This window comes from Bacillus nitratireducens, from assembly GCF_036320425.1.
In the GTDB taxonomy this organism is placed as follows: Bacteria; Bacillota; Bacilli; order Bacillales; family Bacillaceae_G; genus Bacillus_A; species Bacillus_A nitratireducens.
In genome coordinates this window covers 104938-131282 of sequence record NZ_JAUMJO010000003.1, presented here as the reverse complement: position 1 = coordinate 131282, position 26345 = coordinate 104938, and the positions used below count along the sequence as shown (strand labels likewise).

General features: G+C 36.8%; 28 protein-coding genes and 1 riboswitch. Of the genes, 16 read left to right on the top strand and 12 right to left on the bottom strand.

What is annotated here, in order from left to right; all coding sequences use genetic code 11:
* Positions 1-149: 149 nt before the first annotated feature.
* The gene (locus Q3V31_RS12550; protein WP_001129345.1) at positions 150-299 is read right to left on the bottom strand and encodes a hypothetical protein; all 150 of its coding nucleotides are present in this window, start codon (positions 297-299) and stop codon (positions 150-152) included.
* Positions 300-314: 15 nt separating this feature from the next.
* Positions 315-578: a YtzC family protein gene (locus tag Q3V31_RS12545; RefSeq protein ID WP_000840865.1), complete on the bottom strand. Its 264-nt coding sequence runs from the start codon at positions 576-578 to the stop codon at positions 315-317.
* A 261-nt stretch (positions 579-839) separates the two neighbouring features.
* Between Q3V31_RS12545 and mnmL the strand changes: the two genes are divergently transcribed.
* The 6 genes from mnmL (at position 840) to Q3V31_RS12515 (ending at position 6194) form a co-directional block, all read left to right on the top strand.
* Positions 840-1799: a tRNA modification radical SAM protein MnmL/YtqA gene (mnmL, locus tag Q3V31_RS12540; RefSeq protein WP_000868033.1), complete on the top strand. Its 960-nt coding sequence runs from the start codon at positions 840-842 to the stop codon at positions 1797-1799.
* Positions 1796-2368: a tRNA 5-(aminomethyl)-2-thiouridylate-methyltransferase MnmM gene (gene mnmM / locus Q3V31_RS12535; RefSeq protein ID WP_000764482.1), complete on the top strand. Its 573-nt coding sequence runs from the start codon at positions 1796-1798 to the stop codon at positions 2366-2368. The genes mnmL and mnmM overlap by 4 nt, the downstream gene beginning before the upstream one ends.
* Before the next feature lie 137 nt (positions 2369-2505).
* Positions 2506-3339, top strand: coding sequence for an ABC transporter ATP-binding protein (locus tag Q3V31_RS12530; protein WP_016130372.1), 834 nt, complete (start codon positions 2506-2508; stop codon positions 3337-3339).
* Between the two features lie 18 nt (positions 3340-3357).
* Positions 3358-4038: a hypothetical protein gene (locus tag Q3V31_RS12525; protein ID WP_016130373.1), complete on the top strand. Its 681-nt coding sequence runs from the start codon at positions 3358-3360 to the stop codon at positions 4036-4038.
* A 24-nt stretch (positions 4039-4062) separates the two neighbouring features.
* Complete coding sequence (locus Q3V31_RS12520) at positions 4063-4737, top strand: aspartate/glutamate racemase family protein (RefSeq protein WP_000579327.1); 675 nt, start codon at positions 4063-4065, stop codon at positions 4735-4737.
* A 155-nt stretch (positions 4738-4892) separates the two neighbouring features.
* Positions 4893-6194 (top strand): PepSY-associated TM helix domain-containing protein, encoded by a 1302-nt coding sequence (locus tag Q3V31_RS12515; protein ID WP_329765316.1) that lies wholly within the window; start codon positions 4893-4895, stop codon positions 6192-6194.
* A gap of 131 nt (positions 6195-6325) precedes the next feature.
* Here Q3V31_RS12515 and Q3V31_RS12510 read toward each other — a convergent pair whose 3' ends face one another.
* The gene (locus tag Q3V31_RS12510; RefSeq protein WP_001102478.1) at positions 6326-7390 is read right to left on the bottom strand and encodes a tetraprenyl-beta-curcumene synthase family protein; all 1065 of its coding nucleotides are present in this window, start codon (positions 7388-7390) and stop codon (positions 6326-6328) included.
* 40 nt (positions 7391-7430) lie between these two features.
* The gene (locus Q3V31_RS12505) at positions 7431-8234 is read right to left on the bottom strand and encodes an alpha/beta hydrolase (protein ID WP_000267407.1); all 804 of its coding nucleotides are present in this window, start codon (positions 8232-8234) and stop codon (positions 7431-7433) included.
* 74 nt (positions 8235-8308) lie between these two features.
* Between Q3V31_RS12505 and Q3V31_RS12500 the strand changes: the two genes are divergently transcribed.
* The 3 genes from Q3V31_RS12500 to Q3V31_RS12490 all read left to right on the top strand — a co-directional run bounded on the left by Q3V31_RS12500 (position 8309) and on the right by Q3V31_RS12490 (position 10651).
* Complete coding sequence (locus Q3V31_RS12500; RefSeq protein ID WP_329765315.1) at positions 8309-8821, top strand: gamma carbonic anhydrase; 513 nt, start codon at positions 8309-8311, stop codon at positions 8819-8821.
* A 144-nt stretch (positions 8822-8965) separates the two neighbouring features.
* On the top strand, positions 8966-9496 hold the full coding sequence (locus Q3V31_RS12495; protein ID WP_000868588.1) for a phosphatase PAP2 family protein: 531 nt from the start codon (positions 8966-8968) through the stop codon (positions 9494-9496).
* Between the two features lie 12 nt (positions 9497-9508).
* Entirely contained in the window at positions 9509-10651 is a 1143-nt protein-coding gene (locus tag Q3V31_RS12490; RefSeq protein ID WP_090814150.1) for a glycosyltransferase family 4 protein, read from the top strand.
* A gap of 286 nt (positions 10652-10937) precedes the next feature.
* On the opposite strand, the gene Q3V31_RS12485 is transcribed toward Q3V31_RS12490, so the two are convergent.
* Positions 10938-11537 carry a molybdenum cofactor guanylyltransferase gene (locus Q3V31_RS12485; protein ID WP_016130378.1) on the bottom strand — a complete coding sequence of 200 codons (600 nt, stop codon included), beginning with the start codon at positions 11535-11537 and terminating at the stop codon, positions 10938-10940.
* A complete protein-coding gene (locus Q3V31_RS12480; RefSeq protein ID WP_090814149.1) occupies positions 11534-12043 on the bottom strand; it encodes a MogA/MoaB family molybdenum cofactor biosynthesis protein in 510 nt (169 codons plus the stop codon). Before Q3V31_RS12480 ends, Q3V31_RS12485 begins: the two co-directional genes overlap by 4 nt.
* 267 nt (positions 12044-12310) lie before the next feature.
* Between Q3V31_RS12480 and Q3V31_RS12475 the strand changes: the two genes are divergently transcribed.
* The gene (locus Q3V31_RS12475) at positions 12311-12490 is read left to right on the top strand and encodes a hypothetical protein (protein ID WP_000424802.1); all 180 of its coding nucleotides are present in this window, start codon (positions 12311-12313) and stop codon (positions 12488-12490) included.
* 6 nt (positions 12491-12496) lie between these two features.
* Entirely contained in the window at positions 12497-12676 is a 180-nt protein-coding gene (locus Q3V31_RS12470) for a hypothetical protein (RefSeq protein ID WP_000488703.1), read from the top strand.
* 41 nt (positions 12677-12717) lie between these two features.
* Here Q3V31_RS12470 and metK read toward each other — a convergent pair whose 3' ends face one another.
* Positions 12718-13917, bottom strand: a complete 1200-nt coding sequence (gene metK, locus Q3V31_RS12465; RefSeq protein WP_000163119.1) for a methionine adenosyltransferase — start codon at positions 13915-13917, stop codon at positions 12718-12720.
* Positions 13918-14086: 169 nt separating this feature from the next.
* Positions 14087-14208, bottom strand: a riboswitch (SAM riboswitch).
* A gap of 228 nt (positions 14209-14436) precedes the next feature.
* Between metK and pckA the strand changes: the two genes are divergently transcribed.
* A complete protein-coding gene (pckA, locus tag Q3V31_RS12460; RefSeq protein ID WP_000108818.1) occupies positions 14437-16023 on the top strand; it encodes a phosphoenolpyruvate carboxykinase (ATP) in 1587 nt (528 codons plus the stop codon).
* 482 nt (positions 16024-16505) lie between these two features.
* On the opposite strand, the gene Q3V31_RS12455 is transcribed toward pckA, so the two are convergent.
* A complete protein-coding gene (locus Q3V31_RS12455) occupies positions 16506-16889 on the bottom strand; it encodes an ATP synthase subunit I (RefSeq protein ID WP_329765314.1) in 384 nt (127 codons plus the stop codon).
* A gap of 289 nt (positions 16890-17178) precedes the next feature.
* On the opposite strand from Q3V31_RS12455, the gene Q3V31_RS12450 reads away from it, so the two are divergent.
* On the top strand, positions 17179-17400 hold the full coding sequence (locus Q3V31_RS12450) for a hypothetical protein (RefSeq protein WP_000639046.1): 222 nt from the start codon (positions 17179-17181) through the stop codon (positions 17398-17400).
* 28 nt (positions 17401-17428) lie between these two features.
* On the opposite strand, the gene Q3V31_RS12445 is transcribed toward Q3V31_RS12450, so the two are convergent.
* Complete coding sequence (locus tag Q3V31_RS12445) at positions 17429-18334, bottom strand: DMT family transporter (protein WP_001255395.1); 906 nt, start codon at positions 18332-18334, stop codon at positions 17429-17431.
* A gap of 208 nt (positions 18335-18542) precedes the next feature.
* The gene (locus tag Q3V31_RS12440) at positions 18543-18866 is read right to left on the bottom strand and encodes an iron-sulfur cluster biosynthesis family protein (protein WP_000289574.1); all 324 of its coding nucleotides are present in this window, start codon (positions 18864-18866) and stop codon (positions 18543-18545) included.
* Positions 18867-19198: 332 nt separating this feature from the next.
* Between Q3V31_RS12440 and Q3V31_RS12435 the strand changes: the two genes are divergently transcribed.
* Together Q3V31_RS12435 and Q3V31_RS12430 are read left to right on the top strand one after the other, a co-directional pair.
* A complete protein-coding gene (locus tag Q3V31_RS12435; RefSeq protein WP_016130381.1) occupies positions 19199-20119 on the top strand; it encodes a Nif3-like dinuclear metal center hexameric protein in 921 nt (306 codons plus the stop codon).
* A 151-nt stretch (positions 20120-20270) separates the two neighbouring features.
* Positions 20271-21413 (top strand): collagen-like protein, encoded by a 1143-nt coding sequence (locus tag Q3V31_RS12430; RefSeq protein WP_329765313.1) that lies wholly within the window; start codon positions 20271-20273, stop codon positions 21411-21413.
* A gap of 258 nt (positions 21414-21671) precedes the next feature.
* On the opposite strand, the gene Q3V31_RS12425 is transcribed toward Q3V31_RS12430, so the two are convergent.
* Both Q3V31_RS12425 and Q3V31_RS12420 read right to left on the bottom strand, forming a co-directional pair.
* Positions 21672-22889, bottom strand: a complete 1218-nt coding sequence (locus tag Q3V31_RS12425; RefSeq protein ID WP_090814147.1) for an ATP-binding protein — start codon at positions 22887-22889, stop codon at positions 21672-21674.
* Positions 22890-22914: 25 nt separating this feature from the next.
* Positions 22915-24144: an ATP-binding protein gene (locus Q3V31_RS12420; RefSeq protein WP_090814146.1), complete on the bottom strand. Its 1230-nt coding sequence runs from the start codon at positions 24142-24144 to the stop codon at positions 22915-22917.
* A 172-nt stretch (positions 24145-24316) separates the two neighbouring features.
* On the opposite strand from Q3V31_RS12420, the gene Q3V31_RS12415 reads away from it, so the two are divergent.
* Complete coding sequence (locus Q3V31_RS12415) at positions 24317-26344, top strand: catalase (protein WP_097872077.1); 2028 nt, start codon at positions 24317-24319, stop codon at positions 26342-26344.
* The last annotated feature ends 1 nt before the right edge of the window (position 26345 follow it).

Sequence of the window (26345 nt, the reverse complement as noted above, 5' to 3'; positions counted from 1 at the left end):
GGCCTCTCGTAACTATCGACAAACCTTACAGAAATCTTACATTATTGTCATATAGTAAAATAAAACTTTAATCGGTATGTGAGTTGTTCATCCCGCACTACTCAGCCATTTTCGATGCAAAATAAAACCAGGTCATATTGCGACCTGGTTTACTCTGATTGCTTTGATCTTTGCGGTTGTCCCTTTTTACTATTACGCTGTTTCACTTGAACAACCGGATCTAGCTCATTCGAAAATTCAGCGTTATGTCCATTTTGTGTTTTTTGCTCTGGATTATTTTGATCTGAACGTTTCGCCATTACATTCACTCCTTATTAGTGCGGTGTAATAATCATTTGATGTTGCAGTTGGCGAATTGCCATACGTGCTCTATTTAACTGTTCGCGTTGCTCATCATTCGCATGTTGTTGCATCGTTTGTAAATCGTTATATGCTTGTTCTAATTGTAACTGCGCATCCGAATACTCCATCGTATTGTAATGCTCTTGTCTCATGCCAAGGTCTAATTGTTCTTTCGCATATTCCACCGCTTGTTCCGCTTGTGTAATATACGATTCAAGTGATTGACGCTCTGCCATAATTGTCCCTCCTTGCTTCAATTCCCCTTTAGTGTGTCCCTTCCATCTCAACCTTATGAGTATGTTATAATGGATTTTGTTTCATCTCGCTATTTGTGGGCAGTAAGACCCAACCTCAAAATTCGGCTGGAACGAAGAAGATAAACAGGAGTCGGGCTACACGTAAATACCCGATTGGTTCAACTAATACTCAGTGGGGATAGACACTCCCCACTGAGTATTAGTTGAACTTTATTTTGACTCGTCTTAGGAGGGAAAGTAATGAAGGTTCAAAACCCTTTTCCATATACAAACGACAATAAACGTTATCATACATGGAATTATCACTTACGAAATGAATTTGGTGAAAAAATCTTTAAAGTTTCATTAGATGCTGGCTTTGATTGCCCGAACCGTGACGGTACAGTTGCTTACGGTGGCTGCACGTTTTGTAGTGCTGCTGGATCTGGTGACTTCGCTGGCGATCGCCGCGATGATGTTATAACACAATATCATGAAATGAAAGAAAAAATGCGCTCAAAGTGGAAAGACGGAAAATGTATCGCTTATTTCCAGGCATACACAAATACACATGCGCCACTTGAAGTATTAAAAGAAAAATTCGAACCGCTTCTAGCAGAAAAAGACGTTGTCGGTCTTTCTATTGCCACTCGTCCGGATTGTTTACCAGACGATGTCGTTGAATATTTAGCGGACTTAAATAAACGCACATACCTTTGGGTTGAACTCGGACTACAAACTGTTCATGAACGTACTGCAAACCTTATTAATCGCGCTCATGACTATCCATCTTACGTGGAAGGCGTAAATAAATTACGTAAGCATGGCATTAGAGTTTGCTCCCACATTATTAACGGTCTTCCCCTTGAAGATTATGACATGATGATGGAAACAGCTCGTGAAGTAGCCAAGCTTGACGTACAAGGAATTAAAATTCATTTACTTCATTTATTAAAAGGAACACCAATGGTGAAGCAATACGAAAAAGGACAACTAGAATTCCTTTCTCTTGAGGATTACGTCAGTCTCGTTGTTGACCAACTTGAAATCATTCCAGAAGACGTAATTGTGCACCGCATCACAGGTGACGGTCCACCTGATTTAATGATCGGTCCAATGTGGAGCTTAAATAAATGGGAAGTATTAAATTCCATCGATGCAGAATTTGTACGCCGCGGAAGCTGGCAAGGAAAATATGCAAATGAGGAGAAACAAAAATGAAATTAGAACGTGTATTACCGTTTGCTCGCACACTCTTGCAAACGGCTGTTAAAGAAGGCGATTACGCTATAGATGCAACCCTCGGCAATGGACATGACACTTGCTTCCTAGCTGAAATCGTTGGAGATAACGGAAAAGTATTTGGATTTGATATTCAAAAAGAAGCAATTGAAAGCTCTACTATCCGTCTAAAAGAAAAAGAGCTTTTTGAACGTACTGTTTTAGTTCACGATAGTCACGATACGCTTCTATCCGTACTACCAGAAGATGCAAAAGGAAAAGTAACAGGCGCTATCTTCAACTTAGGTTACCTTCCTGGTGGTGACAAACATATCGTTACAAAACCGAACTCAACACTCTCGGCAATTGAACAATTACTAGAAGTAATGGCACCTGAAGGAATCATCGTCCTTGTTATTTATCACGGTCATCCAGAAGGACAAGTAGAACGCGACGCTGTTCTCAAATTTACAGAAGAACTAGATCAAAAACAAGCTCACGTTTTACGATACGGCTTCATTAACCAGCAAAATAACCCGCCATTTATTGTGGCGATTGAGAAGCGATAAAATATATCAACGATTTTTTCGATATATCGACGATTCGACAAAACATATCAAAAAAAGACGTGCGCTCATTGCACGTCTTTTTCTTATTCTCCTATATAATGGATGTATACAATATTTGAAGAAAGAAGGATAGAACTTTGCTAGTAGAACTAAGAGGAATTCAAAAGAAGTATGGCAAATCACTTATACTAGACAACATTGATTTATCCATTCCAGAAGGAGAGGCACTCGCTATTATTGGCGGGAATGGGACTGGAAAAAGTACTCTACTCAAAATAATTGCAGGATTTATTTCACCTACGACAGGGACACTTCAAAGAAAAGAACATATACAAATCGGCTATGTACCTGAACATTTTCCTGAAGGGATTCGTTTTACATTAGAGGATTATCTATATCATCTCGGCCATATTCACGGTTTATCAACAAAATATTTAAAAGATAAAATTCCGATGCTTCTTGAATCTTTTCACTTACATCATGCAAGGCATTCCGTTGTACGAAACTTTTCAAAAGGCATGAAACAAAAAACAGGCATTATGCAAGCATTGCTTACAGATGTACATTTATTAATTTTGGATGAACCTCTTTCTGGGCTCGATCCTAACTCTCAGCAAGAACTAGAACATATTTTACTCTCATTAAAACAACACGGCATATCTATACTCTTCACATGTCACGAAAAACAACTACTAGAAAACTTCGCCGATAGAATTGTGACGTTAGCAAATCATACAATTGCGGAAGATACCTCTGTGCAAAAATCAACAGAACAGGTCTATATTGAGGCAATTGTTCACGAAACATTTTCAGCTATAGAACTACAAAAGCAATCAGGATTTATACAAGTTACACACAATTCAAATCAAAATCTCATTCAATTACAAATCGAAAAGGAATATACAAACGAAATGCTTCAGTTTTTATTACATAAAAAAGCATCTATCACACTGCTACAGCCTAATTTTTAAATCGAAAGAAGGTTTATTATGTTTGCGCTTATTCGTTACCATTTTCTCGACTACACAAAATCGTATAAATACATTCCTCCTATTGCGATGTACTGCATAAGCTTACTTTTTGTATATACATACAAACCAACTCCCATTGTGCCGACATACTTAGAAACAGCACTCGCACTTTATTTATTATCTGCCTGGATTACAGTCACAATTTTTCATACTGAAGATCCTGTACAAGAACAAATCACTATTTCACATACAAATAATATTTCGGCATTATACGTTGGTAAATATATTACGGCTCTTCTTATTTGTACTGTTTTATCTTTTATATCCGTAATCTATCCAATTATTTTGCAAATGTTTAATGAAAAAATGACAGCTTCTTTATTTCTAGTCGGATTTCTCGCTCACATGTCTTTATCTATACTAGGAATTTCAATCGCAACATTATTTACTAGAAATATTATTCAAAAAGCAAGCACCGCTTGTCTTAGTCTTACATTTATATTACTTATGACGATCGCCTCAATCCGGTTAAAAAAAGAGTTACTATGGTTTTTACCACCTGTCGAAAGCTTTATAATGCTTGGACAATACAAATATAATATTCTTACTCACACTCTATGGCTTACAGCTTGGACTATCGTATATTCATTTTTATTACTTACTTTATTTCTTTTTCTCATTCGCAGAAAACGTTTTTGATTACATATTAAAGGGGACTAAACAATGATCGGAATACTAGCAGGAATGGGACCAAAATCAACTGGGCCATTCGTCGATACAGTTGTAGCAGGGTGCCAAACAATATATGGAGCAACGCATGATATGGACTTTCCTCATATGATGATTTATTCGTGCCCAACACCGTTTTATATGGATCGCCCTATTGATCATGCTGCGATGAAAAAAGCGATTATTGAAGGAGCGCAAAAACTTGAAAGTACTGGTGTAGATTTCATCGCAATGCCATGTAATACAGCGCATCTTTATTTCGAGGAATTACAGCGTTCTATTACCATTCCTATCTTGAATATAGTCGATGAGACGTTAAAAGCAATTCCTGAAAATACAAAAAAAGTCGCTCTTCTCGCAACAGAAGCGACTGTTCAAGCAGGTATTTACCAAGACGGGATTACAAAACGTAATATAGAGTACATTCATAATGAACAATGGCAAGAAATGATTAATCAAATTATTACTTGTATTAAGGGCGGAGAAATTGAGAAAGCTCGCAAATTATGGAGTGTGCTCGTTTTACAGTTAAAAGACGAAGTAGATACCGCTATTATCGCATGTACCGATTTGAATGTGGTGTTGAGTGAGGACTTTGTTGATTCCTCTCAATGTCTTGCGAAAGCGGTTGTTAGAATGTATGTATCAAATATAAAAAGGTCTTCATAAACATAGAACACATCCCTTTTGAAATGTGCTTTGTGTTTAATAAAAATCCCCAAAACTTTTAACTTTTTTCACAATTCTTTCAAAGTAATCACACTTAATCTCGCTATATTAAATAAGTAGCTTATTCATATAGGGAAGGTTAGGGGAACTGAAGTATGAAACAAAATCGTTCGCTTCATTATATTTTTTGGCGTTGGCATTTTTATGCTGGGCTTTTTATTACGCCGCTTCTTATTACTTTGTCACTGAGCGGAATTGGGTATTTATTTCGGGAAGAAGTTGAAGATTTCATCTATAAAGATTTATATTTCGGAAAGAGCGCCCAAACAGAATCTATTTCGATGGCTGATTCGCTTTTCTTAACAGAGAAAAAATATCCACATTATAGTGTGGCGAAAATCAGTGAGTTTAATGGGGATTATAATACTAGGCTTACAATTGCAAATGAATATACAGGAATGCAAAAATATGTGTATTTAGATAGCAATAATCAAATTGTCGGAGATCAAAACGCAAGTGAAACGCTTGCCAATATAATGCGGGAATTACATAGTTCTCTTTTAGTTGGTGGTACTGTCGTCAACTATATTGTAGAACTTGCGGCATGCTGGACAATCTTTTTAATTGTGACTGGTTTGTATATGAGTATACGCCAATTCAAAAACACACCGGCATCTAATAAGCGAGAAAAAGCAAAACGACGTCATTCTATTATCGGTATTATATTTACAATTCCTCTCGTTTTGTTAGTCGCATCTGGATTGCCTTGGTCAGGATTTATGGGGAACCAAATTTATAAAATCGCATCGTCGAATGAATCGCTCGGGTATCCGAAATTGTATATGGCACCGCCTGAATCAAAGGTAAAAGAATTACCGTGGGCAACAAGAAAAGAAGCTCCTCCTGAATCGAATTCAAATGAACCAAAAGCAATTTCTGTCGATAAATTACAAAAGGAAATTGAAATAAAGAAGCCATATGTTATCTCACTACCAGCTGATTCGAAAGGTGTATTCACCGTTTCGAAATCGAGCGGTTCTGGTATTACGGGGATGCATGTCGCACCAAATGAAGAAATAACAGCTTACTTTGATCAATATAGTGGGGAACTCATTTCAAAAACGGACTACCGTGATTATGGCTTATTTGCACAATGGTTTACTTACGGTATCCCGCTTCACGAAGGACATTTATTCGGATGGCCAAATAAAATATTATGCTTACTAACGACATTATCCTTATTACTTCTCATTTATTACGGAGTAAAAATGTGGCTAGCGAGAAAACCGAAAGGAAAATTAGCAGCACCTCCTAAGCAAAGAGATAAGAAAAGCACATTCGTTTTCTTTATCATGATGGTTATACTAGGCGCTGTCATGCCTTTATTCGGACTATCTGTTTTAGTTATTTTCGCGATTGAACTTCTCATATACGTATTTTCAAAAATACGATCATAATAAAGTGAAGGCTTTTACGGGCAGTTGATCTCCCACCTAACTCATTCGCATTCGCCGAATTTTGAGGTTGGAGTCTTACTGCCCGTTAATGCGGGATAAAAAAAACCACTCTACATGAGTGGTTTTTTTCATCACTGCGCCATTTTCTTTCGGTACATCTTCCCGTTCCAATAGAAGAATCGTGAAGTAAGCCCTCCGTATTTTACAATGCGCCGTGCCATTTTGTGCATATTCTTTTGTGCTGATACTTTTTGGTCTGATAAATAAATACCAAGTAACCCTCGGCTTATGAGACGATGAAACTTCGCATGAGGCAAATCACCAATGCTCTTCTCTGCTTCTTCTACAAAGTGTTTCATCCGATCTAATATAGCTTGCTCGTTTTCATAATAACTACAGAAATTCAAATCTCCGCCTATACGGTCTTCTTCTTGATCGATGAAATAATCAAGTAAAATGTGAAGTCCTTGTACGTAAGGAAAATATCCTTGTCTAATTTTCGCAATATCTTCATCATGTAATTCATCATGGAATGCATATGCTACAAGACAAAAGATTCCAAGCGTAGAACCGGCACATGCTGAAAATTCAAACCAACTCATCTCAGGTAAGTTTTCTTTATGTGCTTCAAACCATGTTTGTAAGCGTGGTTCTCTTTCTTCTAGCTTCACATGTTTATGAATTTGCAAATCACAATAATAACAAGCAAGTTCATGAAGAACAGGAGCAATTTTATCATAATGCTTCGTTTTCTTTAAAACATCTTGGCATGTTTCAACAAGTTCATCTAAATAACCACCATCATCTTGATCATCACGATAGCGATAATAATTACCGCCACCTTCTACTTCAGGTGATAATGCCATTAACATAGATTCATGCAGTGCGGCAAAATCATTTGGGTCAAGTGATGTACTGCGGTCACATAAATTATCTAAATAATCGCTGATTGTTTGATACGCTACGATAAAACGAATGCATTCCTCTCGGTGCTCATTTGCTAACAGTGCTAAAATACCACCGCCCTCGCAATGAAACGTTTTATTCTCAATACTTGCGATTGCCTGACTATGAAGCTCATCATTCGGAATATGGTAGGCACGCTCTTTCCACATCGCTAGCTCATGGTGTACAACCGGAAACACATCACGGTATACTTTCGCCATGAGCGTTATGGGATTACTCGGTACGTTCACTTCTTCCTTCATCTCCTCTATTAAATGTACAAATAATGATTTATTTGTTTGTTTTTACTATATTATTGACACGCATTTCAGTAAATGACTGAATATAATTCAAAATTTCATCCCGCTCATACTCATTTAATAACTCATGATAGCAATTCGGCCATTCTTTAAAAGCCTTATCACTCATTTTAACATTATCAAACCACTTGCGGACACGTATTTTATCTACAAGTTTATCCTCACACGCCTGCATTAGCAAGAGTGGAACATCTGGAAAATCATCTATTTTCTCATGAGCAATTTCGATAGACTTAATCAATTCACTATACCAACGTACTGATACTTTGCGCAAGAACAATGAATCATTCTCCATCGCATCTCTCACTTCATGATTACGAGTTGACATTTCTACAGTAAGATTTGTTGCAAATTGCAATTTTGGAGCAACGACATTTAATATTTTTGAAGCAGCACGAAGCGGAGCAGAAGGTGCAGCTAATACGCCTAGACAAGGCGAACTTAATACAATCCCATCTATGTCCTCTCTTTTCGTTTCTTGCATCATACGAATAACAACAAGTCCTCCCATACTATGACCAAATAAAAAAATAGGCAATCTATATTTTCTTGCTTCTTTCACCCATAACTTTATTTCCTCTATGTATTCATCAAATGAATCGATATGTCCTCTATTTCTTGAAGTTGTTCCGTGTGCTGGAAGATCCCCCATAACAACGTGATAACCGCTATGATTCCACATTTCTGCAACTGCTTCATAACGCCCGTGATATTCCATGGCACCATGTACGATAATAATGACGGCTTTCGCTTCTTCCGCTTCATAGTTCCACATACGAAACTCCTCCATTTCACTCTTTCTTATAATTTGATACACTAAAACTAGTCTCTAGGAAAGGAAGGCTTTACATGATATATCCTTACAAAGAAAAAAATCCGAAAATTGCGAGTAGTGTTTTTATCGCTGATTATGTTACCATTACAGGCGATGTTTCCATTGGCGAAGAATCAAGTATTTGGTTTAATACAGTCATACGCGGCGATGTATCACCAACAATAATTGGAGATCGGGTAAATGTACAAGACCAATGTACACTTCACCAAAGCCCTCAGTACCCTCTTATTTTAGAAGACGATGTTACAATTGGGCATCAAGTTATTTTACATAGCTGTCATATTAAAAAAGATGCTTTAATTGGAATGGGTTCTATTATATTAGATGGTGCTGAAATTGGTGAAGGAGCCTTTATCGGTGCTGGAAGCCTCGTTTCACAAGGAAAGAAAATTCCACCGAATACGTTAGCTTTCGGCCGTCCAGCGAAAGTCGTTCGTGAATTAACAGAGGAAGACCGTAAAGACATGGAACGAATTCGCACACAATATGTTGAAAAAGGTCAGTACTATAAATCATTACAAAAATAATTTTACTGCTGCCATAAGATTGGCAGCTTTTTTATGAAAAAATCTAACTTTTTCTTTACAAAACCTTATTATCCCCTCAATAAAATCTTATTAAAATAGAAGTTAATAACTCCATATATATGTAAATGAGGGAGGAAAAATCTCATGAAGGTCAGTGGACTATATAAAATAGAATGTTACATTTTCAAAGGAATTAATCGCTACTTTGATCAAAAAACATTAAACATCTTTTTCAGCAATATTACCCATATCGGTGGTGCTACATTCTCCATTGCACTCACACTTTTCTTTTTAATTTTCGCAACAGGGAATTTGCATCAAGCTGCAATTGCAACTGCTATTTCTTTAACAATTAGCCATATTCCAGTGCAAATATTAAAAAGATGGTATCCACGAAAACGTCCTTATTTGACAATTCAGGATGCAAAATATCCAGTTCATCCATTAAAAGATCATTCTTTTCCATCCGGACATACAACGGCTGTTTTCTCTGTCCTCATTCCATTTATTTGCTATAATCCAAACTTGCTTGCTTTTCTATTACCGTTAGCGCTATGCGTCGGTATTTCCCGTATTTATTTAGGGCTTCATTATCCGTCAGATGTATTTGTAGGCATGTGCCTCGGCACTTGCTCTGGCATCATCTCTTTTTATCAACTCATTCCACTCATGTAAAGGAGCGATATGATGAGAGTCGCCATATTTACCGATACATTTACACCACAAGTCAACGGTGTGGCGAAAACTTTGGAACGTTTAACTAAATATTTTCAAAAAGAAAATATCGCCTATTCTGTTTTCGCCCCTCAGCATACGGCTGAAGATAATTTCGTAGCGAATGTAAATAAAATGAGAAGTATCCCGTTAACAATATTATATCCAGAATGTCGCCTTGCCTTTCCTACTCCGCGCATTAAACGGGAACTTCTTGCCTTTAAACCCGATATCATTCATATTGCTACGCCTTTCAATATGGGACTTTGTGGGTTATATTATGCAAAAAAGTTAAATATCCCGGTTGTCGGTTCTTATCATACTGATTTCGATGCTTATTTACGCTATTACAAAATCGAATTTCTCTCCAATATGCTATGGAACTATTTAAAGTGGTTTCATAGTCATATGCAAAAAAACTTTGTGCCTTCTCCTGAAACATTACATCAATTAAAGAAGAAAGGATTTCAACAGCTCTATATTTGGGGACGTGGTGTAGATTGTACTCTCTTTCATCCAACTTACAATAAAGACCTATTCCGAAAAAAATATAATATTACAGCGAAATATATTCTTTCCTACGTCGGGCGCCTTGCTCCTGAAAAAGATATCGACACTCTTCAAACACTTATTCAAACGACGAACAAAGAACGTGACGATATTCATTGGCTCATCGCTGGAGATGGTCCTCTCGCAAAGGGCCTACATGAAAATGTCTCAAAAACAAATATAACTTTTACTGGATATTTACAAGGCGCGAATTTAGCTGAGGCCTATGCTTCCTCCGATCTAATGGTATTTCCATCTGCTACTGAAACATTTGGGAACGTCGTACTGGAGTCACTCGCATGTGGTACACCTGTTATTGGTGCAAATAGTGGCGGGGTTAAAAATATTATTATAGATGAAAAAAACGGATTTCTATGTGAACCAAAAAATGAGGATTCATTTTTATCATCTATTTATTCTTTATTAAATAATGAAGAAAAATTAAAACAAATGGGAGTTGCCGCCTCTTCTTATGCGAAATCACAAAGTTGGGATGAAATCTTTCATAGTTTATTTAACCAGTATGAAGAAGTTCTTCACCAAAACGAAGCAGAACTATTGGCTTAACACTTAAATAAACTCCCTGCAATGAAAGACAGGGAGTTTATTACACAATTATAAATTTTAGTCTAATAAATGGTACACAAGGTGAAGCATAACCTTATTTCTATATTAATTATAACAGAATCATACATAACTAAACAGACTTGTAATAAAAACCCATAAAAATTAATATATGGTTATACAGTATTTTTACTGTATAACGATTTTAAGAGATTCCCCTTAAAATCTACTTACTCACATACCTGTATACAGCAATTGTTCCCCAATTTCTGTATATCAAAAAAACCTTTCATTCATTTGAAAGGTCTTTTTGAGCCTGCACATATTCTTCTTTCGTATTCACGTTTATAAACCAATCTGCATTCGCTTGTACATCTTCACCAGCAATATATTTCACATTACATTGTGATAAAAGCTGGCCCATACTTCTTTTTTCGTCTTGAAGCAAAGCATAAATTTTTTCTTTCACACGGTTATGATACGCTGCAAGTAACGGTTGTTTTCTTCCATTAATAATAGGGACAACCGCATCATATTCATCGCTCGTTTGCTCTAGTAAAATGGTAAACCATTCATGCGAAACATTTGGCACATCGCAAGGCATAATAGCATACCAATCTGCTTCTATATATTCCATTCCTGATACAATTCCAGCAAGTGGTCCATTTCCTTTATAATGCGGAATATCTTCTATAACAGGAACTTGTACGAATTGCTCTACTCGCTCTTTTATATCGGAGTGACTAATGACTACAACTTCTTGCAACGCAGTTGTCATCACTTTCACAATATGCTCAACGAAAGTAGTCCCCTTCCAAATCGCTAACGCTTTCGGCTCACCAAATCTACTCGACATACCGCCCGCTAATACAATTCCTGCAATTTTCATTGACGATGCAGCTCAAATGTAATATGACCTAATTCCGGTAAAATTAACTTGTTCATCGCAAGACGAACCGCTCCGCTAGACCCTGGCACCGAAAAGACAACTTTGCGCCCAATTGTACCGCCGATCGCTCTACTTAACATTGCGCTGCTTCCGATATCTTCTAAGTAACTTATCATACGGAATAACTCACCAAACCCAACAATTTCTTTATCTAATAACACTGACACTGCTTCAATCGTTACATCACGTTTCGTAATACCAGTTCCGCCATTTGTTAGCACGACATCAACATCTTCCCTATGATAACCAGCTAACACTGCTTGCTGAATACTCTCTTTATCATCTTTTACAATTTCATAAGAGGTCACTGTATGACCCGCTTCTTTTAATAATTCATGTAATAGTTGTCCGCTCTTATCCGTCTCTTCTGTACGTGTATCAGAAATCGTCACGATCTTGCAGCGCACTTCTTTTGGCGCTTGTTTTTTATGTTCAGTTACACTCATTTTTCATCTTTCCTTTCTTAAAAGCTTTTCTTCATTTTATCATACATACCTTTACACAATTCTGTATGAAGCCACCGATACGTCATGATACAATATAAGTATGAACACCCACAAAAAGGAATTTAAATAGGCATACTATTTCCATTTCTTATACTCCTAGCTTTCACATCATTAGCTACTATTTATCTCTTCTTATGTTCTCTACATAATAGGTTTAAGCTTAGTTTTAAAATTTACAATACAAAACAATTCGGAGGTTCACATACTATGGAACTTTATAAAAAATTAACAACAACATTCATCCTCTTATTTGTTGCTTCCATCACTGTCGGATTTTCCTTAAAAGGCGCGATTCCATACGCTACATTAGTGAGTATTATATTCGCAACGCTATTTTTACTGAGCAGTGCTTTTTGCGCAGGAAAAGCGCATCAACTGAAAGGGTGACCGTCTATGTTCCGTAAGAAACCTCCCCTTTGCAAATCATGCGAAAAGGAAATACAAACGTATGAAAAAGCATGGATTCATATGCCATTTCCGGCAAGTGGTATGACAAACATGAGAAAATATATTGAGCTAGACGGCGAAGTTTATTGCAGTTCCTGCATCCAAATAGCAAATAAAACCAAATAAAAAAAGCTTTGCGCACACAGCGCAAAGCTTTTTTTCATATATTATAGACCAGCTTGCTCTTTTAAAGTAGCTGCTTTGTCTGTACGTTCCCATGTAAGATCTACATCAGTACGTCCGAAGTGGCCGTAAGCTGCTGTTTGTTTGTAAATTGGGCGACGTAAGTCTAGCATTTTAATAATACCAGCTGGGCGAAGATCGAAGTTGTTACGAACTAGTTCTACTAGTACGTCTTCAGATACTTTACCAGTGCCAAATGTATCAACTGAAATTGATACTGGTTGCGCTACGCCGATTGCGTATGCAAGTTGTACTTCTGCTTTGTCAGCAAGACCAGCTGCTACGATATTTTTCGCAACATAACGAGCTGCATATGCTGCTGAACGGTCAACTTTCGTTGCATCTTTACCAGAGAATGCACCGCCACCGTGGCGAGCGTATCCACCGTAAGTATCAACGATGATTTTACGTCCTGTTAAACCAGCATCACCTTGTGGTCCACCGATTACGAAGCGGCCAGTTGGGTTAATGAAGAATTTCGTTTCTCCATCCATTAATTCTGCTGGAACTACAGCTTTAATTACATGCTCTTTTAAATCGCGATCGATTTCTTCCCATGTAACATCTGGATGATGCTGTGTAGAAATTACAATTGTATCTACACGTACAGGTTTACCATTTTCATCATACTCAACTGTAACTTGCGTTTTTCCATCCGGACGTAAGTATGATAATGTGTCATCTTTACGTACTTCAGTTAAACGACGAGCTAATTTGTGAGCAAGCGAGATTGGAAGTGGCATTAATTCTTGTGTTTCATTACATGCAAAACCAAACATTAAACCTTGGTCTCCTGCACCAATTGCCTCAATCTCAGCGTCAGTCATTTGACCTTCGCGTGCTTCTAGCGCTTGGTCAACACCCATAGCGATGTCAGCAGATTGCTCATCGATAGATGTTAAAACTGCACAAGTTTCTGCATCGAATCCGTATTTTGCACGTGTGTAACCAATGCCTTGAATTGTTTCACGAACGATTTTCGGAATGTCTACGTAAGTAGAAGTCGTAATTTCCCCCGCTACCAATACTAAACCAGTTGTTACAGTTGTTTCACAAGCTACACGTGCATTTGCGTCTTTTGATAAGATCGCATCTAAAATTGAATCAGAAATTTGGTCACAAATTTTATCTGGATGTCCTTCAGTTACAGACTCAGATGTGAACAGATGACGTTTTTTTGTCATGTGGTAAACCTCCCTACAGTAATTGTATATATTGTACGGAACTCATCCTTAATTTGCCACAAACTGCGACATACATTTATTCTCCCACACAAGCATACAGAAAAACCTTTCCTACTTAATATAGAGGAAAGGTTTAATTTGCTACTTGCATACTGCTTTTTGCCCTTTGCTCTTATCGTTCGAGACCATTAGCCTCGCACAGGTTTTAGCACCTATTCACCTGTATTTACCACTACAAGTGAGGTTGCTGGGCTTCATCGGGCCTGTCCCTCCGCCAGCTCGGGATAAGAGAGTATCCGTCCCAACCTATACTAAAGAAATGATATTCATTTGTCAATTAATATTCACATTTTCCTGAAAGTTTTTCTCAATACGTATAGAATGAAATATTAATAAGGAACTAATACATTCACACAAACAAAAATAAATAAATAGTATACATTATTTATATAATTGTGTTATACTCTTGATGGGGATTACGAGAAATATTTCATTAAATGAAAAGGATGGTATATAAATATGAGTACTGTGAATGTCCAAATTGGTTTACATGAATTATTGAACGGAAGCAATGCACAGATTCAACTAAGTGTTCCGCAATTAGTGGAAAAAGTATTAATGCGAAATGAAGGGAAATTAACTTCTACTGGTGCCGTTTCTGCTTCAACAGGAAAATACACAGGACGTTCTCCTAAAGATAAATTTATTGTGAAGGAAGCATCGGTTGCCGACAAAATTGCTTGGGGAGCTGTGAACCAACCGATTTCTGAAGAACATTTTAATAAATTATATACAAAAGTTTTAGAATACTTAAAAGAAAAAGAAGAGTTATTCGTCTTCAAAGGATTTGCTGGCGCTGACCGCAACTATCGCCTACCAATTCAAGTTGTTAACGAATACGCATGGCATAATTTGTTCGTACATCAATTATTTATTCGTCCAACTGAAGAAGAATTAACAACTCATGAATCAGAGTTTACAATTGTTTCTGCACCGAACTTTAAAGCAGATCCAGTAATTGACGGTACAAACTCTGAAGCATTCATTATGGTTTCATTCGAAAAACGTATCGTACTAATTGGTGGTACAGAATACGCTGGAGAAATGAAAAAATCAATCTTCTCTATTATGAACTTCTTACTACCAGAACAAGACATTCTTTCTATGCATTGCTCTGCAAACGTAGGTGAAGAAGGCGACGTAGCACTATTCTTCGGTTTATCTGGAACAGGTAAAACAACATTATCCGCTGATCCAAACCGTAAATTAATCGGTGATGATGAGCACGGTTGGTCTGATAACGGCGTATTCAATATTGAAGGCGGTTGCTACGCGAAATGTGTAAACCTTTCTCATGAGAAAGAACCACAAATCTTCGATGCAATCAAATTCGGTTCAGTTTTAGAAAACGTTGTCATTGATGGTCAAACACGCATCGCTGACTATAACGATACTACTTTAACAGAAAATACACGTGCTGCATACCCTATGCATGCGATTGACAATATCGTACTACCAAGTGTTGCAGGACATCCAAATACAATTATTTTCTTAACTGCTGATGCATCTGGCGTATTGCCTCCAATCAGTAAGTTATCAAAAGAGCAAGCTATGTACCATTTCTTAAGCGGTTACACTAGCAAACTAGCAGGAACAGAGCGCGGCGTTACATCTCCGCAAGCTACATTCTCAACTTGCTTTGGTTCACCGTTCTTACCACTTGATGCATCTCGCTATGCTGAAATGCTTGGTGAAAAAATCGAGAAACATGATGCGAAAGTATTCTTAGTAAACACTGGCTGGACTGGTGGCGAATACGGCGTTGGTAAACGTATGAACTTAGGTTATACTCGCGCAATGATTCAAGCAGCATTAAGCGGCGAACTTGCAAAAGCTGAAACTGCGAAACACGACATCTTCGGTCTTGAAGTTCCACTTCACGTACCAGGTGTACCTGACGAAGTATTGATGCCTGAACAAACTTGGGCTGATAAAGATGCTTACAAAGTGAAAGCAATTGAGCTTGCAAACGAATTCAAAGCAAACTTCAAAAAGTTTGATAGCGTTTCTGAAGATATTATTAACTTAGGCGGCCCAATCGCTTAAGTATAAACTTTCTGTTGGAATAACCCTTTTACTCATATGAATAAGTGTCGTGTAACCGTAAAGTTCCGCGTACTCACCGACAAAACCCAATGCGGCTTAACGGTTACACACACTTACATAAAAAAGAAGCTTACGTGAAAAACGTAAGCTTCTTTCTATATATTATTTAATTTATCCACGTACAAATCACGGCTTCAAACACATAAACTCTTTTTCCACTTACTACATCGCTCTGGTTTCACATCGTATGGGAGCAAAAAAAGCCCTAACCGCTTCTACCAACAGCTAGATCCTCTTTTCTATCTAAAAAAGTTCCAAACCTAATTTTCAATTTATATACTCAGATTTTCATACATACAAACCACAGCTTCGAATACATAAACTCTTTTCCATTCTGGTTTCACACCGCACTGGAACAAAAAAGGCCCTGACCGCTTCTATCCATCGCCGGATCCTCTGTTCCATCTAAAAAAGAAGCTCTTTTAACTCTTTGTTAATTCTTCCTCATTTTTCATACTATAGTAGCCTAAATTCACAACGATTAAGAAATAACCACCCAGAATCCCTACTGCAAATGCCCACATAACCATGTGGTGCTCAATTTCGTACATAATAATAGCACCCAAAATAGCAGCTGCAAAACGATTAAACATACCGAGCGTCGGCGCTTTCGTCTTCTTTACGAGACTATCTCCAAGCTTTTCAATCCGTCTCCCTAAAAGCCAAACACAGTACATACTTACAATAAGTCCAATTCCAGCACCTAGAAAATGTGCTGAAAACGGTGTTAACATCCAGCCTAATAACAGAATACCTAGTAGATAATACGATTGAATTTTAAACGATCTTAATGACATACTAATCATGCTGTACCCCTCTTCAGTAGTTTTTATCTATCCAACAAAAGCTGTATAACTCATTTCTTTCGAGTCCATACTACTTAAAATCCATTTCACTCAAATTTAAAAACATAAACAGCATGTTTATGTTTTTAAAATGTTTTTAGGAAATAATATTATACAAGATTATTAATATAGAATCCCTCGCAAATGTGACGTTTTTCAAAACATTTTTCGTCCAATTATGAAAAAAGTGATATCAATCTATGAACATACGGATATGATGTAATAAGCACATAAATAAAGGGGGCGTCTAATGATTTATTTTTTAATGGCTCTCATTCACCTCATTGTCCCTGCACTTATTGGACTTTCCTTATATTGGTACACGAAAAAACATAGTATTTTCTATGCTGTCCTCGGTGTTCTTCTTCCAGGTATTATTCTTATTACACTCTTCCGCATTCCATTTTTAAACTTAATTCCACTTATTACTGCTATCGTATTTCTCGTCTTCTTACCAAAAATAAAAAAATAGGAAAGCAGATCATAGGTGATCTGTTTTCCTATTTTGATATAGGTTCCTGTACGGTAGCATGCACTTTTACTTTCTCCGATTTCACAAACCATAGACCGAAGAAAATAATAATTCCACCGATTATTTGTTGGAACGATACATATTCATTTGCCCATATAGCTGCAAATAAAACAGCTACAAGTGGCGTTATATACATATATACCATCGTATGTGACGCCCCAATTTTTTGAACACCAACATACCACATCACTAAACCAAATACTGTTACAAAGAAAATAGAATATAGTAAAGCAAATAGTGTCATTCCGTGCGTAATGTGAAATGGCATTACAAATACATGTGGACCACTTAACAATAAGAGCGGAATCGCGCCAACTAGTGCAGACCATGCGGTAACACGTAGTGCTGAATATTTTTTAATTAATGGCCCTGCTAAAACAGGATAAAGCCCCCAGCATATCGATGTAATTAGCCCAATTCCATTTCCATAAAAAGAACTAATAAGCGAATGCCCTGCTACTAAAACTAACGCTACACCAAAAAAGGCAATCATTGAACCGATTAACTTTCGAGAAGAAAACTTTTCTTGTTTCAAAAAAATCGCAAATACAGTTGTAAAAATAGGTGAAATAGAAATGAGTAAAGAGGCATTTGTAGCGGATGTATATTTGACAGTTTCCATAAATAATGTTTGATACAGTACAATACCTACAACGCTAACGATGATTAATCTAGGTATATCCTTTCGCTCCATATAAACCGACTTTTCAATAAAAAATGTAAGGAGTAACATAAGCGGTGCCGCCGATATCATCCGAAGTGCAGTAAACTCAATTGCTGTAAATTCTAAAAGTCCATATTTCGCAATCGTAAAATTAATCCCCCAAATAATAACGACTGCTAAAATTAACAACTCAATCCCCCATCTTCTCATGCGTATCCCCCCCCACAAGTAAAATTATACAGAAAATTCAATCACATGTACATTTCATTATGTGAAAAAATCTTTGTATTGTATGAAGCACCTTAATCCATAAACTTATATCCGTGATTCAAAAAAGAATATCGACTTACCCGACACTGCTAGCACCTTATATAATAAAAAGGCGGTCCAAAAATATTTTGGAACCACCTTTTCTTTCTTACACTCGAACGTGTAACTTCATATTTGGATTATAAAATTGGCTCGGGCTCTTCAGCTGAAAAGTTCCTCCACCTTCATGCCAATCAACTGTTAACTTATCATCCATAAATACAAGCTTTGTGCGATCTGCAATAAAGTTTAGTACGCTTGATTCGATATCTACATCGCGCTCATCTTTTTCTGAAACGGCTACTAAATCAATAATCCCACTCATGACACAACCGCAACCTTCATTATCATAAAATAACTTTATATATTTCGTTTCACTTGGAATCGTATCCATAATCTTTTTATATGCTGCCTCTGTTACAGTAACGTACATGTGTGAACCTACATCCTCTCTTCTCTTATCATTTATATATTGTACCACCATTTTTCTTAAATCTTATATACAGAAAATTGAGACTACTATACAATATATGTAATAAAGGAGGTTGTATCACGTATGTTCAAATTACTGCGATACCCCATCTTCTTAGGTCTACTCGGTAGCTTTTTTATTTCTAGCGGAATGGTATTACAACATATACTTCCCTATTCTCCTTCTATCGGTTGGATTCTAGGTTTTTTGTGCTTCCTATCCGCTTCTTATTTTGCCACGAAAAACAAAAACAACTAACAGGGTAAGGATTATTTTAAGGAGGATAACACAACATGCCAGCTTTAAAAGAAATAGAACAATCACTTAATCATTTATTCCAAATTGAAAAATACGGAAAAGACAGTTCCTTTAGTCGTTTCCTTCCAGCTACATATGATCAAATCCAGTTTCCATGGCAACAATTTTTCGAAGCGACTTTTGTTGAGTTATTTAACGGTCTTATGATAAGAGGTGCTGAAAATGTAAACACAATCTTTTTAGCTGTGTTCCCAACGGATGATGTTCTCGAAAAATTCATTTCACAATCCATGCCAGGTGATTTACTCTTCATGCACCATCCAATTGTGATGGAGTGCGGTGATCCACTCGGAAAGTCAGGGCGAGGATTTACTCCAATTTCATCAAAATATTTGCAGGCAATTAAAGAAAAACAACTTTCTATATATACATGTCACGTTCCAATGGATTTTCATCAAACATTTGGAACTAGCATTTCAATCGCTAAAGCACTACAAGCCAATGTAATTGAAGGGTTTGCTTACGGTGGTCCAGAAAACGAACCAGTCGGCCTCATTTGTGAAATAGACGAAACAACAACAGAAAAACTCCAAAAACATCTAAAGAAACTCTTTAACATTCCGTATACAGACTTCGAAGGTAAACAACATGATTCCATCAAAAAAATTGCAGTTATCGCTGGATGTGGCGATGTCGTTTCTTTAATGAAAGAAGCAGAAGAAAAAGGAGCTGAAGCATATATTACAGGAGAAATCCATTGTCATATCGACAATGATTACGGCAGGCATAAATACTCGCTCATTATGGATTACGTAAAAGAAACAAATATGTCGCTCATCGGTGTGTCGCACTCTGCCTCTGAATATTTAGTGAAAGAGACATTGATGTATGATTGGTTTAAAGAGAATGTTGGTGCGGATGTTACTTTGCTTCCACAGGAAAAATGGTGGTTATAAAACCTTAGTTATCAAACTAATAAAACCTCCTCTACTTTTGAAATCTATATACACAATACAATCGGCCACACAAAAATATAGAATCTACAATATATATATAGTAGTTCTACTTGTATAATAGATTTTCAAAAATATAGAAAGGAGAAAGTACATGTATCAACGCAATTGTTTTAGTTGTGACGGTAGACGTAACGGTGGTTCTATCGGCATCACTGGACCTACTGGTGCTACTGGTGCTACTGGTGCTACTGGCGCCACCGGACCTACTGGAACTGCTGGGGCCGGTTTACAAAGCACTACCACTTTTAGTCTAGCGGCCGCTCCTAACTATAAAACGGGACAAGTTGTGACTTACACGAGTAGTGGCTATGTTGTAAAAAAAGATGCACCTCAAGGTTTTCCGAATGTATCTCCGGATTATATCGTATTAGTAGAGGCTGGTCCTACTGGTTCTACTGGTGCCACTGGTTCTATCGGCATCACTGGACCTACTGGAGTCACTGGTTCTACCGGCACAACTGGACCTACTGGTGCTACTGGTTCTATCGGCATCACTGGTTCTATCGGCATCACTGGACCTACTGGAGTCACTGGTTCTACCGGCACAACTGGACCTACTGGTGCTACTGGTTCTATCGGCATCACTGGACCTATCGGCGCCACTGGTTCTATCGGGATAACCGGACCTACTGGAGTCACTGGTTCTACCGGCACAACCGGACCTACTGGAGTCACTGGTCCTACCGGCACAACCGGGCCTACTGGAGTCACTGGTTCTACCGGCACAACCGGACCTACCGGAACTGCTGGTAGTTCATCAGCGAAAAGTATGATTTTTCAAGGAACGAATGCTGGGTTTCAACGTATAGCAGGTTCTCCAGGAATTGATTCTAACGTTATTCCGTATGTAACTGCTGGAGCTGGAAATATAGTTGGTTTTGCTGCATCTATAAATATTAATAACTTACCCGCTGCTGTTTATACGATTGATATTTGCAAGAATGTCCCAACAAACCTCTCTGCTCCTACCTCTGGTTACATCCTATCTACTATTACTTTAACTACTACAGATAAAATTACGGGGACTATGACATTTTCAATTAAACCCATGGATATTGGTTCTAGACAACCTCAAGTGTATAACCCTACTCCAGCACCTGGACCCGCCACTGTAACTTGGACTAGTATTACAACTGGAAACCCGGTCTCGAGGGGGGATGCGATATCTCTTTATATTACCCCTGGGATTACTGCAAGTGCTGTATACTCTATTTTTCTAATCACTGATATATAGTCCCCACTTACAAATCATTCATTTACAAAAAAGGACCTCGCTGCCGAGGCCAAAAAGATTACAACTAAATTAAAACAAATAACAGACAAATTTATTCTATACCCCCCCTTTAAAAATACCCATATTTTAGATGTCTGAATTTATCCCCCCTGTTAATGTAGTAAACATCCCGTTTATTAAAATTCCGTACTTCCATCCACACTGAAAAGGGAAATCACTCTAAAGAAAGTGATTTCCCCTTTTTAAAATATCCCACCGTTAAATCGGCAACATAATCTCAACAGTCGTTCCAACTCCAACTTCACTTTCAAAGTTCAATTTACCGTGGTGATCTTTAATAATATTTTCCGTAACTACTAACCCTAAGCCTGTTCCAGTTTCTTTCGTTGTGTAGAAAGCTTCATTTAGCTTCGGAATTTTATCTTTTGGAATGCCGCATCCCTCATCTATAATTTGCACAATGATTACATCTTTCACTATAACTTTCACAGTAATAGTTCCGCCAACTGACATTGCTTCAATCGCATTTTTTATTAAATTAAAAAATACTTGTTTCAATCGTTTTTCATCGCATGTAATTGAAGGGATATCTTTACTATAAATAACATGCATTTTTATCCCTTGTTCTAAAGCTGGCTTTTCCATAACCCTGATAACATAAGAGATAATTTCTTTAATATTATGAGTTTCTGACTCTACCGATTTAGACTTCTCAAACCCACTGAGTTCTGTAGCTATTGTATGAATTCGCTCTATTTCCTGTCTCATAATTTCACTATAAATCTTATCTTCTGGATGTTTTTTTTCTTGCTTCTTCACAAGTTTTTTCAATTTTTCTAATGGTCTTCTAATCTTATCGCCAATTACTGTTGCCATTTTTCCAACCATTGCTAATTTTTCTACCTTTTGTATTTCTTTATCCATCATTTCAAGTGTACGAACGTAAGATTGGAATCTTAAGAATATAATCCAACATACAATAACAAACGCGCTGTATAATGCCATTGGGATAAGAACGATAAAGGATTGAACAACGAATCCCATAAGTACATATTTTCCAACAATAGTTCCGGCAACTAGCCAAAAGTACCTCTTATTCACAAATATCGGTGCAAATAAAATAAAGAATCCTTCTACTATATTCCCGCCATCAAATTCCGCATCACTTCCGTAATAAATAATGAAGTTATTAATAAAATCCAATATATTATAGCCAATTAAAATAATATACTTCACAATATACGGATTTCCCCATTTTATAATATAAAGTCCGACAAGGAATAATCCAATCATCAAACTATATAGCCATAGACCTAATCCTTCTCCCAAAATATCTGCTAGTTTTTGATTTTCATCTGATAAAAGAACAATAGCCTTTTCAGAAAAATCATACGCAAAAAATATAAAGAAGAATAAGCTTAAAAATATTTTTAACGCCTTTATCTCTTCTTTTTCAAATATATTGCCTTTTTCCATATGATAACTCCTTTAACAAGCCCTCTTAATCTTGTGTCACATTGCGCTTACGCTTTTTCGGGAGCAATATTTCTACTCTCGTTCCCTTTTTTACTTCACTAGAAATATGTAATTCTCCAAGATGCTCTGTAATAATTCGCTCTGCTACCGTAAGACCTAATCCAATTCTTTCTTGCTTTGTTGTATAAAAGGCATTCTTAACTCGTCCTAAATTATCCTTTTTTATCCCAAAGCCACTATCTACTATACTTACTATTACGTAATCTCTTTTTTTAGTTTCAACTTGTATTTTTAATGTTCCACCATGTTCCATTGCCTCTAAAGCATTTTTAATAACATACAAAAATACTCCTTTTAATTTGCGTTTATCACATTCAATTTCACTTCTATTTTTCTCTTCATTAAAGGTGCAATTTATATTTAACTCGTCCATTTTTCCGCGCATATTTTCTACTGATTGTACTAAAACATCACTTACAATATGTTTTTCATAAACAGAAGGTTTACATGTAGCAATCTCCATTAATTCACTAATCATATTATTCATATTTTCTATTTCAAGAATCATTTGTCCATATGTTGCATCTTTTTCGTGTTTCTCTTTTTGTAATTGCGTAAACCCTTTTAATGAAGCAAGTGGATTTTTAATTTCATGCCCAACTGTCGCTGCCATTTTTCCGATAACTGCCAATTTTTGTGACTGACTTGCTTCTGCAATACGTCCCTTTACTGCTGAAAGATATTGTAAAAATCGATTTAAAATAATAAATGACACGAAAAGCAACAACATATTGATAACAAGAGACATAAACAAGTTAAGTTCTCCAAATACAAATAGGTATATCATATATTTCCCTATAAGAAATGGCGCTAAGATAAATAAATATCTTTTACTCAAAAATATCGGTACGAAGAAAATGAAAATAAATTCAATTACATTCCCTTCATCAAATGCTATTGTATTATGAAAAACATACCATCCAATATTAAAAATCTCTGCGATTATGTATGCAAATAAATATGTATATTTAACTAAATACGCTTTTCCTCTCTCAAATAAGTAAACACTAATACCTAATATAACCATAATATATGCAAGCTTCCATATCACTTTATGCCAATTTCCTAAAGGCATTGTATCTTCTATTATAATCGTGTATGTAACCTCATATGCAATTAAAATAATATGTATTACCCATAAGAAAATCTTAGCGTTTGTTTTTTCTTCTTTAGCTGATAGAAAACTCTCTTCCACTTCAACACCCCTTCAAAAGAATACCATTTATTATAATAAATGATTTTCATAGACAAACAAAGATAAATTGAACAAATGAGGAAAATCAATCCATAGATAATATACTTCTCCAGACCATATGTAAGCATAAAAACCATGAACAATAATACGTATAGTATGGGAGGTGCTTTATATGGATAGTCGGGAAAATAAGAAGATAGAACAGTTACAATCCTTTACGAAAAACAATGAAGGAAAAGAGATGACAACGAATACGGGTGTCAAAATTTCAAATGATGAAAACTCTTTAACCGCCGGCGATCGTGGTCCTACACTTTTAGAAGATTTCCTTATGCGAGAAAAACTCGCTCATTTTGACCGTGAACGAATTCCTGAAAGAGTCGTTCATGCCCGTGGTTACGGAGCACATGGTGTTTTTGAGCTATATGAATCTTTAGAAGACTTAACAATGGCTCATTTTTTACAAGACCCATCTAAAAAGACACCTATTTTTATTCGTTTTTCCGAAGTTGCTGGATCAAAAGGTGCAAATGAAACGAACCGAGATGTACGAGGGTTCGCTGTTAAGTTTTATACAGAAGAAGGAAATTTCGATTTAGTAGGAAACAACATTCCCATTTTCTTCATTCAAGATGGTATTAAATTTCCGGATCTTATTCATGCTCTTAAACCCGAGCCACATAATGAGATTCCTCAGGGGCAAACAGCACATGATACTTTTTGGGACTTTATCGCCAATAATCAAGAATCAGCTGCGATGATGATGTGGATTATGTCGGATCGCTCAATTCCGAGAAGTTTTCGAATGATGCAAGGATTCGGCGTTCATACATTTCGTTTAGTTAATACGCACGGAAAGTCCCGATTCGTAAAATTCCACTGGAAGCCTAAGCTTGGCGTTCACTCGTTAATTTGGGATGAAGCTCAAAAACTAGGCGGTGCTGATCCAGATTATCATCGCCGTGATTTATGGGAAAATATTAATGCTGGAAACTACCCTGAGTATGAACTTGGCATTCAAATTTTAGAAGAAGAGGATGAATTTAAATACGATTTCGATATATTAGATGCAACAAAAATTTGGCCGGAAGAAGACTTCCCTGTTAAAATCATCGGAAAAATGACATTAAATCGGAACGTTGATAACGTATTTGCTGAAACAGAGCAAGTCGCACTGCATCCTGGAAGCATTGTCCGTGGTATCGATTTTACAAATGATCCTCTCTTACAAGGTAGGCTCTTTTCCTATACGGATACACAATTGGCGCGCGTCGGTACAAACTATCAAGAATTACCGATTAATCGTCCGATATGCCCATTTCATAACAACCAAAGAGATGGTGCTTCTAAATATATAATTGATAAAGGGAAAGTCGCTTACCATAATAACTCCTTAGCTAATAATTCACCTTACACTGTCCCCGGAACAAAGGGTGGATTTGTTACATACCCTTCTACTATATCCGGACATAAAACGAGAGAAACAGCTGCAAGTTTTAAAGACCACTTCTCACAAGCCCGCTTATTTTGGAATAGTATGAGTCCCATCGAAAAAATCCATATTATGCAAGCCTTCTCCTTTGAATTAGGAAAAGTAAAAAGTAAATCCGTTCGCCAACAAGTCGTAAGTATGATTGGTCATATTAGTACCGAATTGGCTACTTTAGTCGCAGAAGCGGTCGGAGCAACAGTACCGAATGTTCAAGAATCAAATGTCACAAAATCATCTCCAGCACTCAGTATGGCGAATACAACATTTAGTCCCAGTACATTACGAGTAGGTGTCATTGTTGCAAACGGGTATGACGGGCAAAACGCACAATCTATGCTTCAGCAATTCAAACGAGTCGGTCTTCAGCCAGTAATTATTTCCGAACGACTAGGTATAGTTCAAGGAACACAAAATGTACAGTGGGAAGTGAATGATACTTTCTTAACAGGATCACCGCTTCTTTATGACGGGCTACTTCTTATTGGCGGAAACTTTGATGAACATTTTCTTAATAAAGCAAGTTCATTTGTCGTAGAATCATATAATCACTTTAAGCCCATTGGCGCTTTCCAAAATGGAACTACCATTATTCAATCTTTAAATATCGAAGAAAAACCTGGCGTGATAACAGAACAAAGCCCTACTCTACTTGCGAATGAATTTATTCAGGCAATGACAAAACAGCGCTTTTGGGAAAGAGCCTATTAAA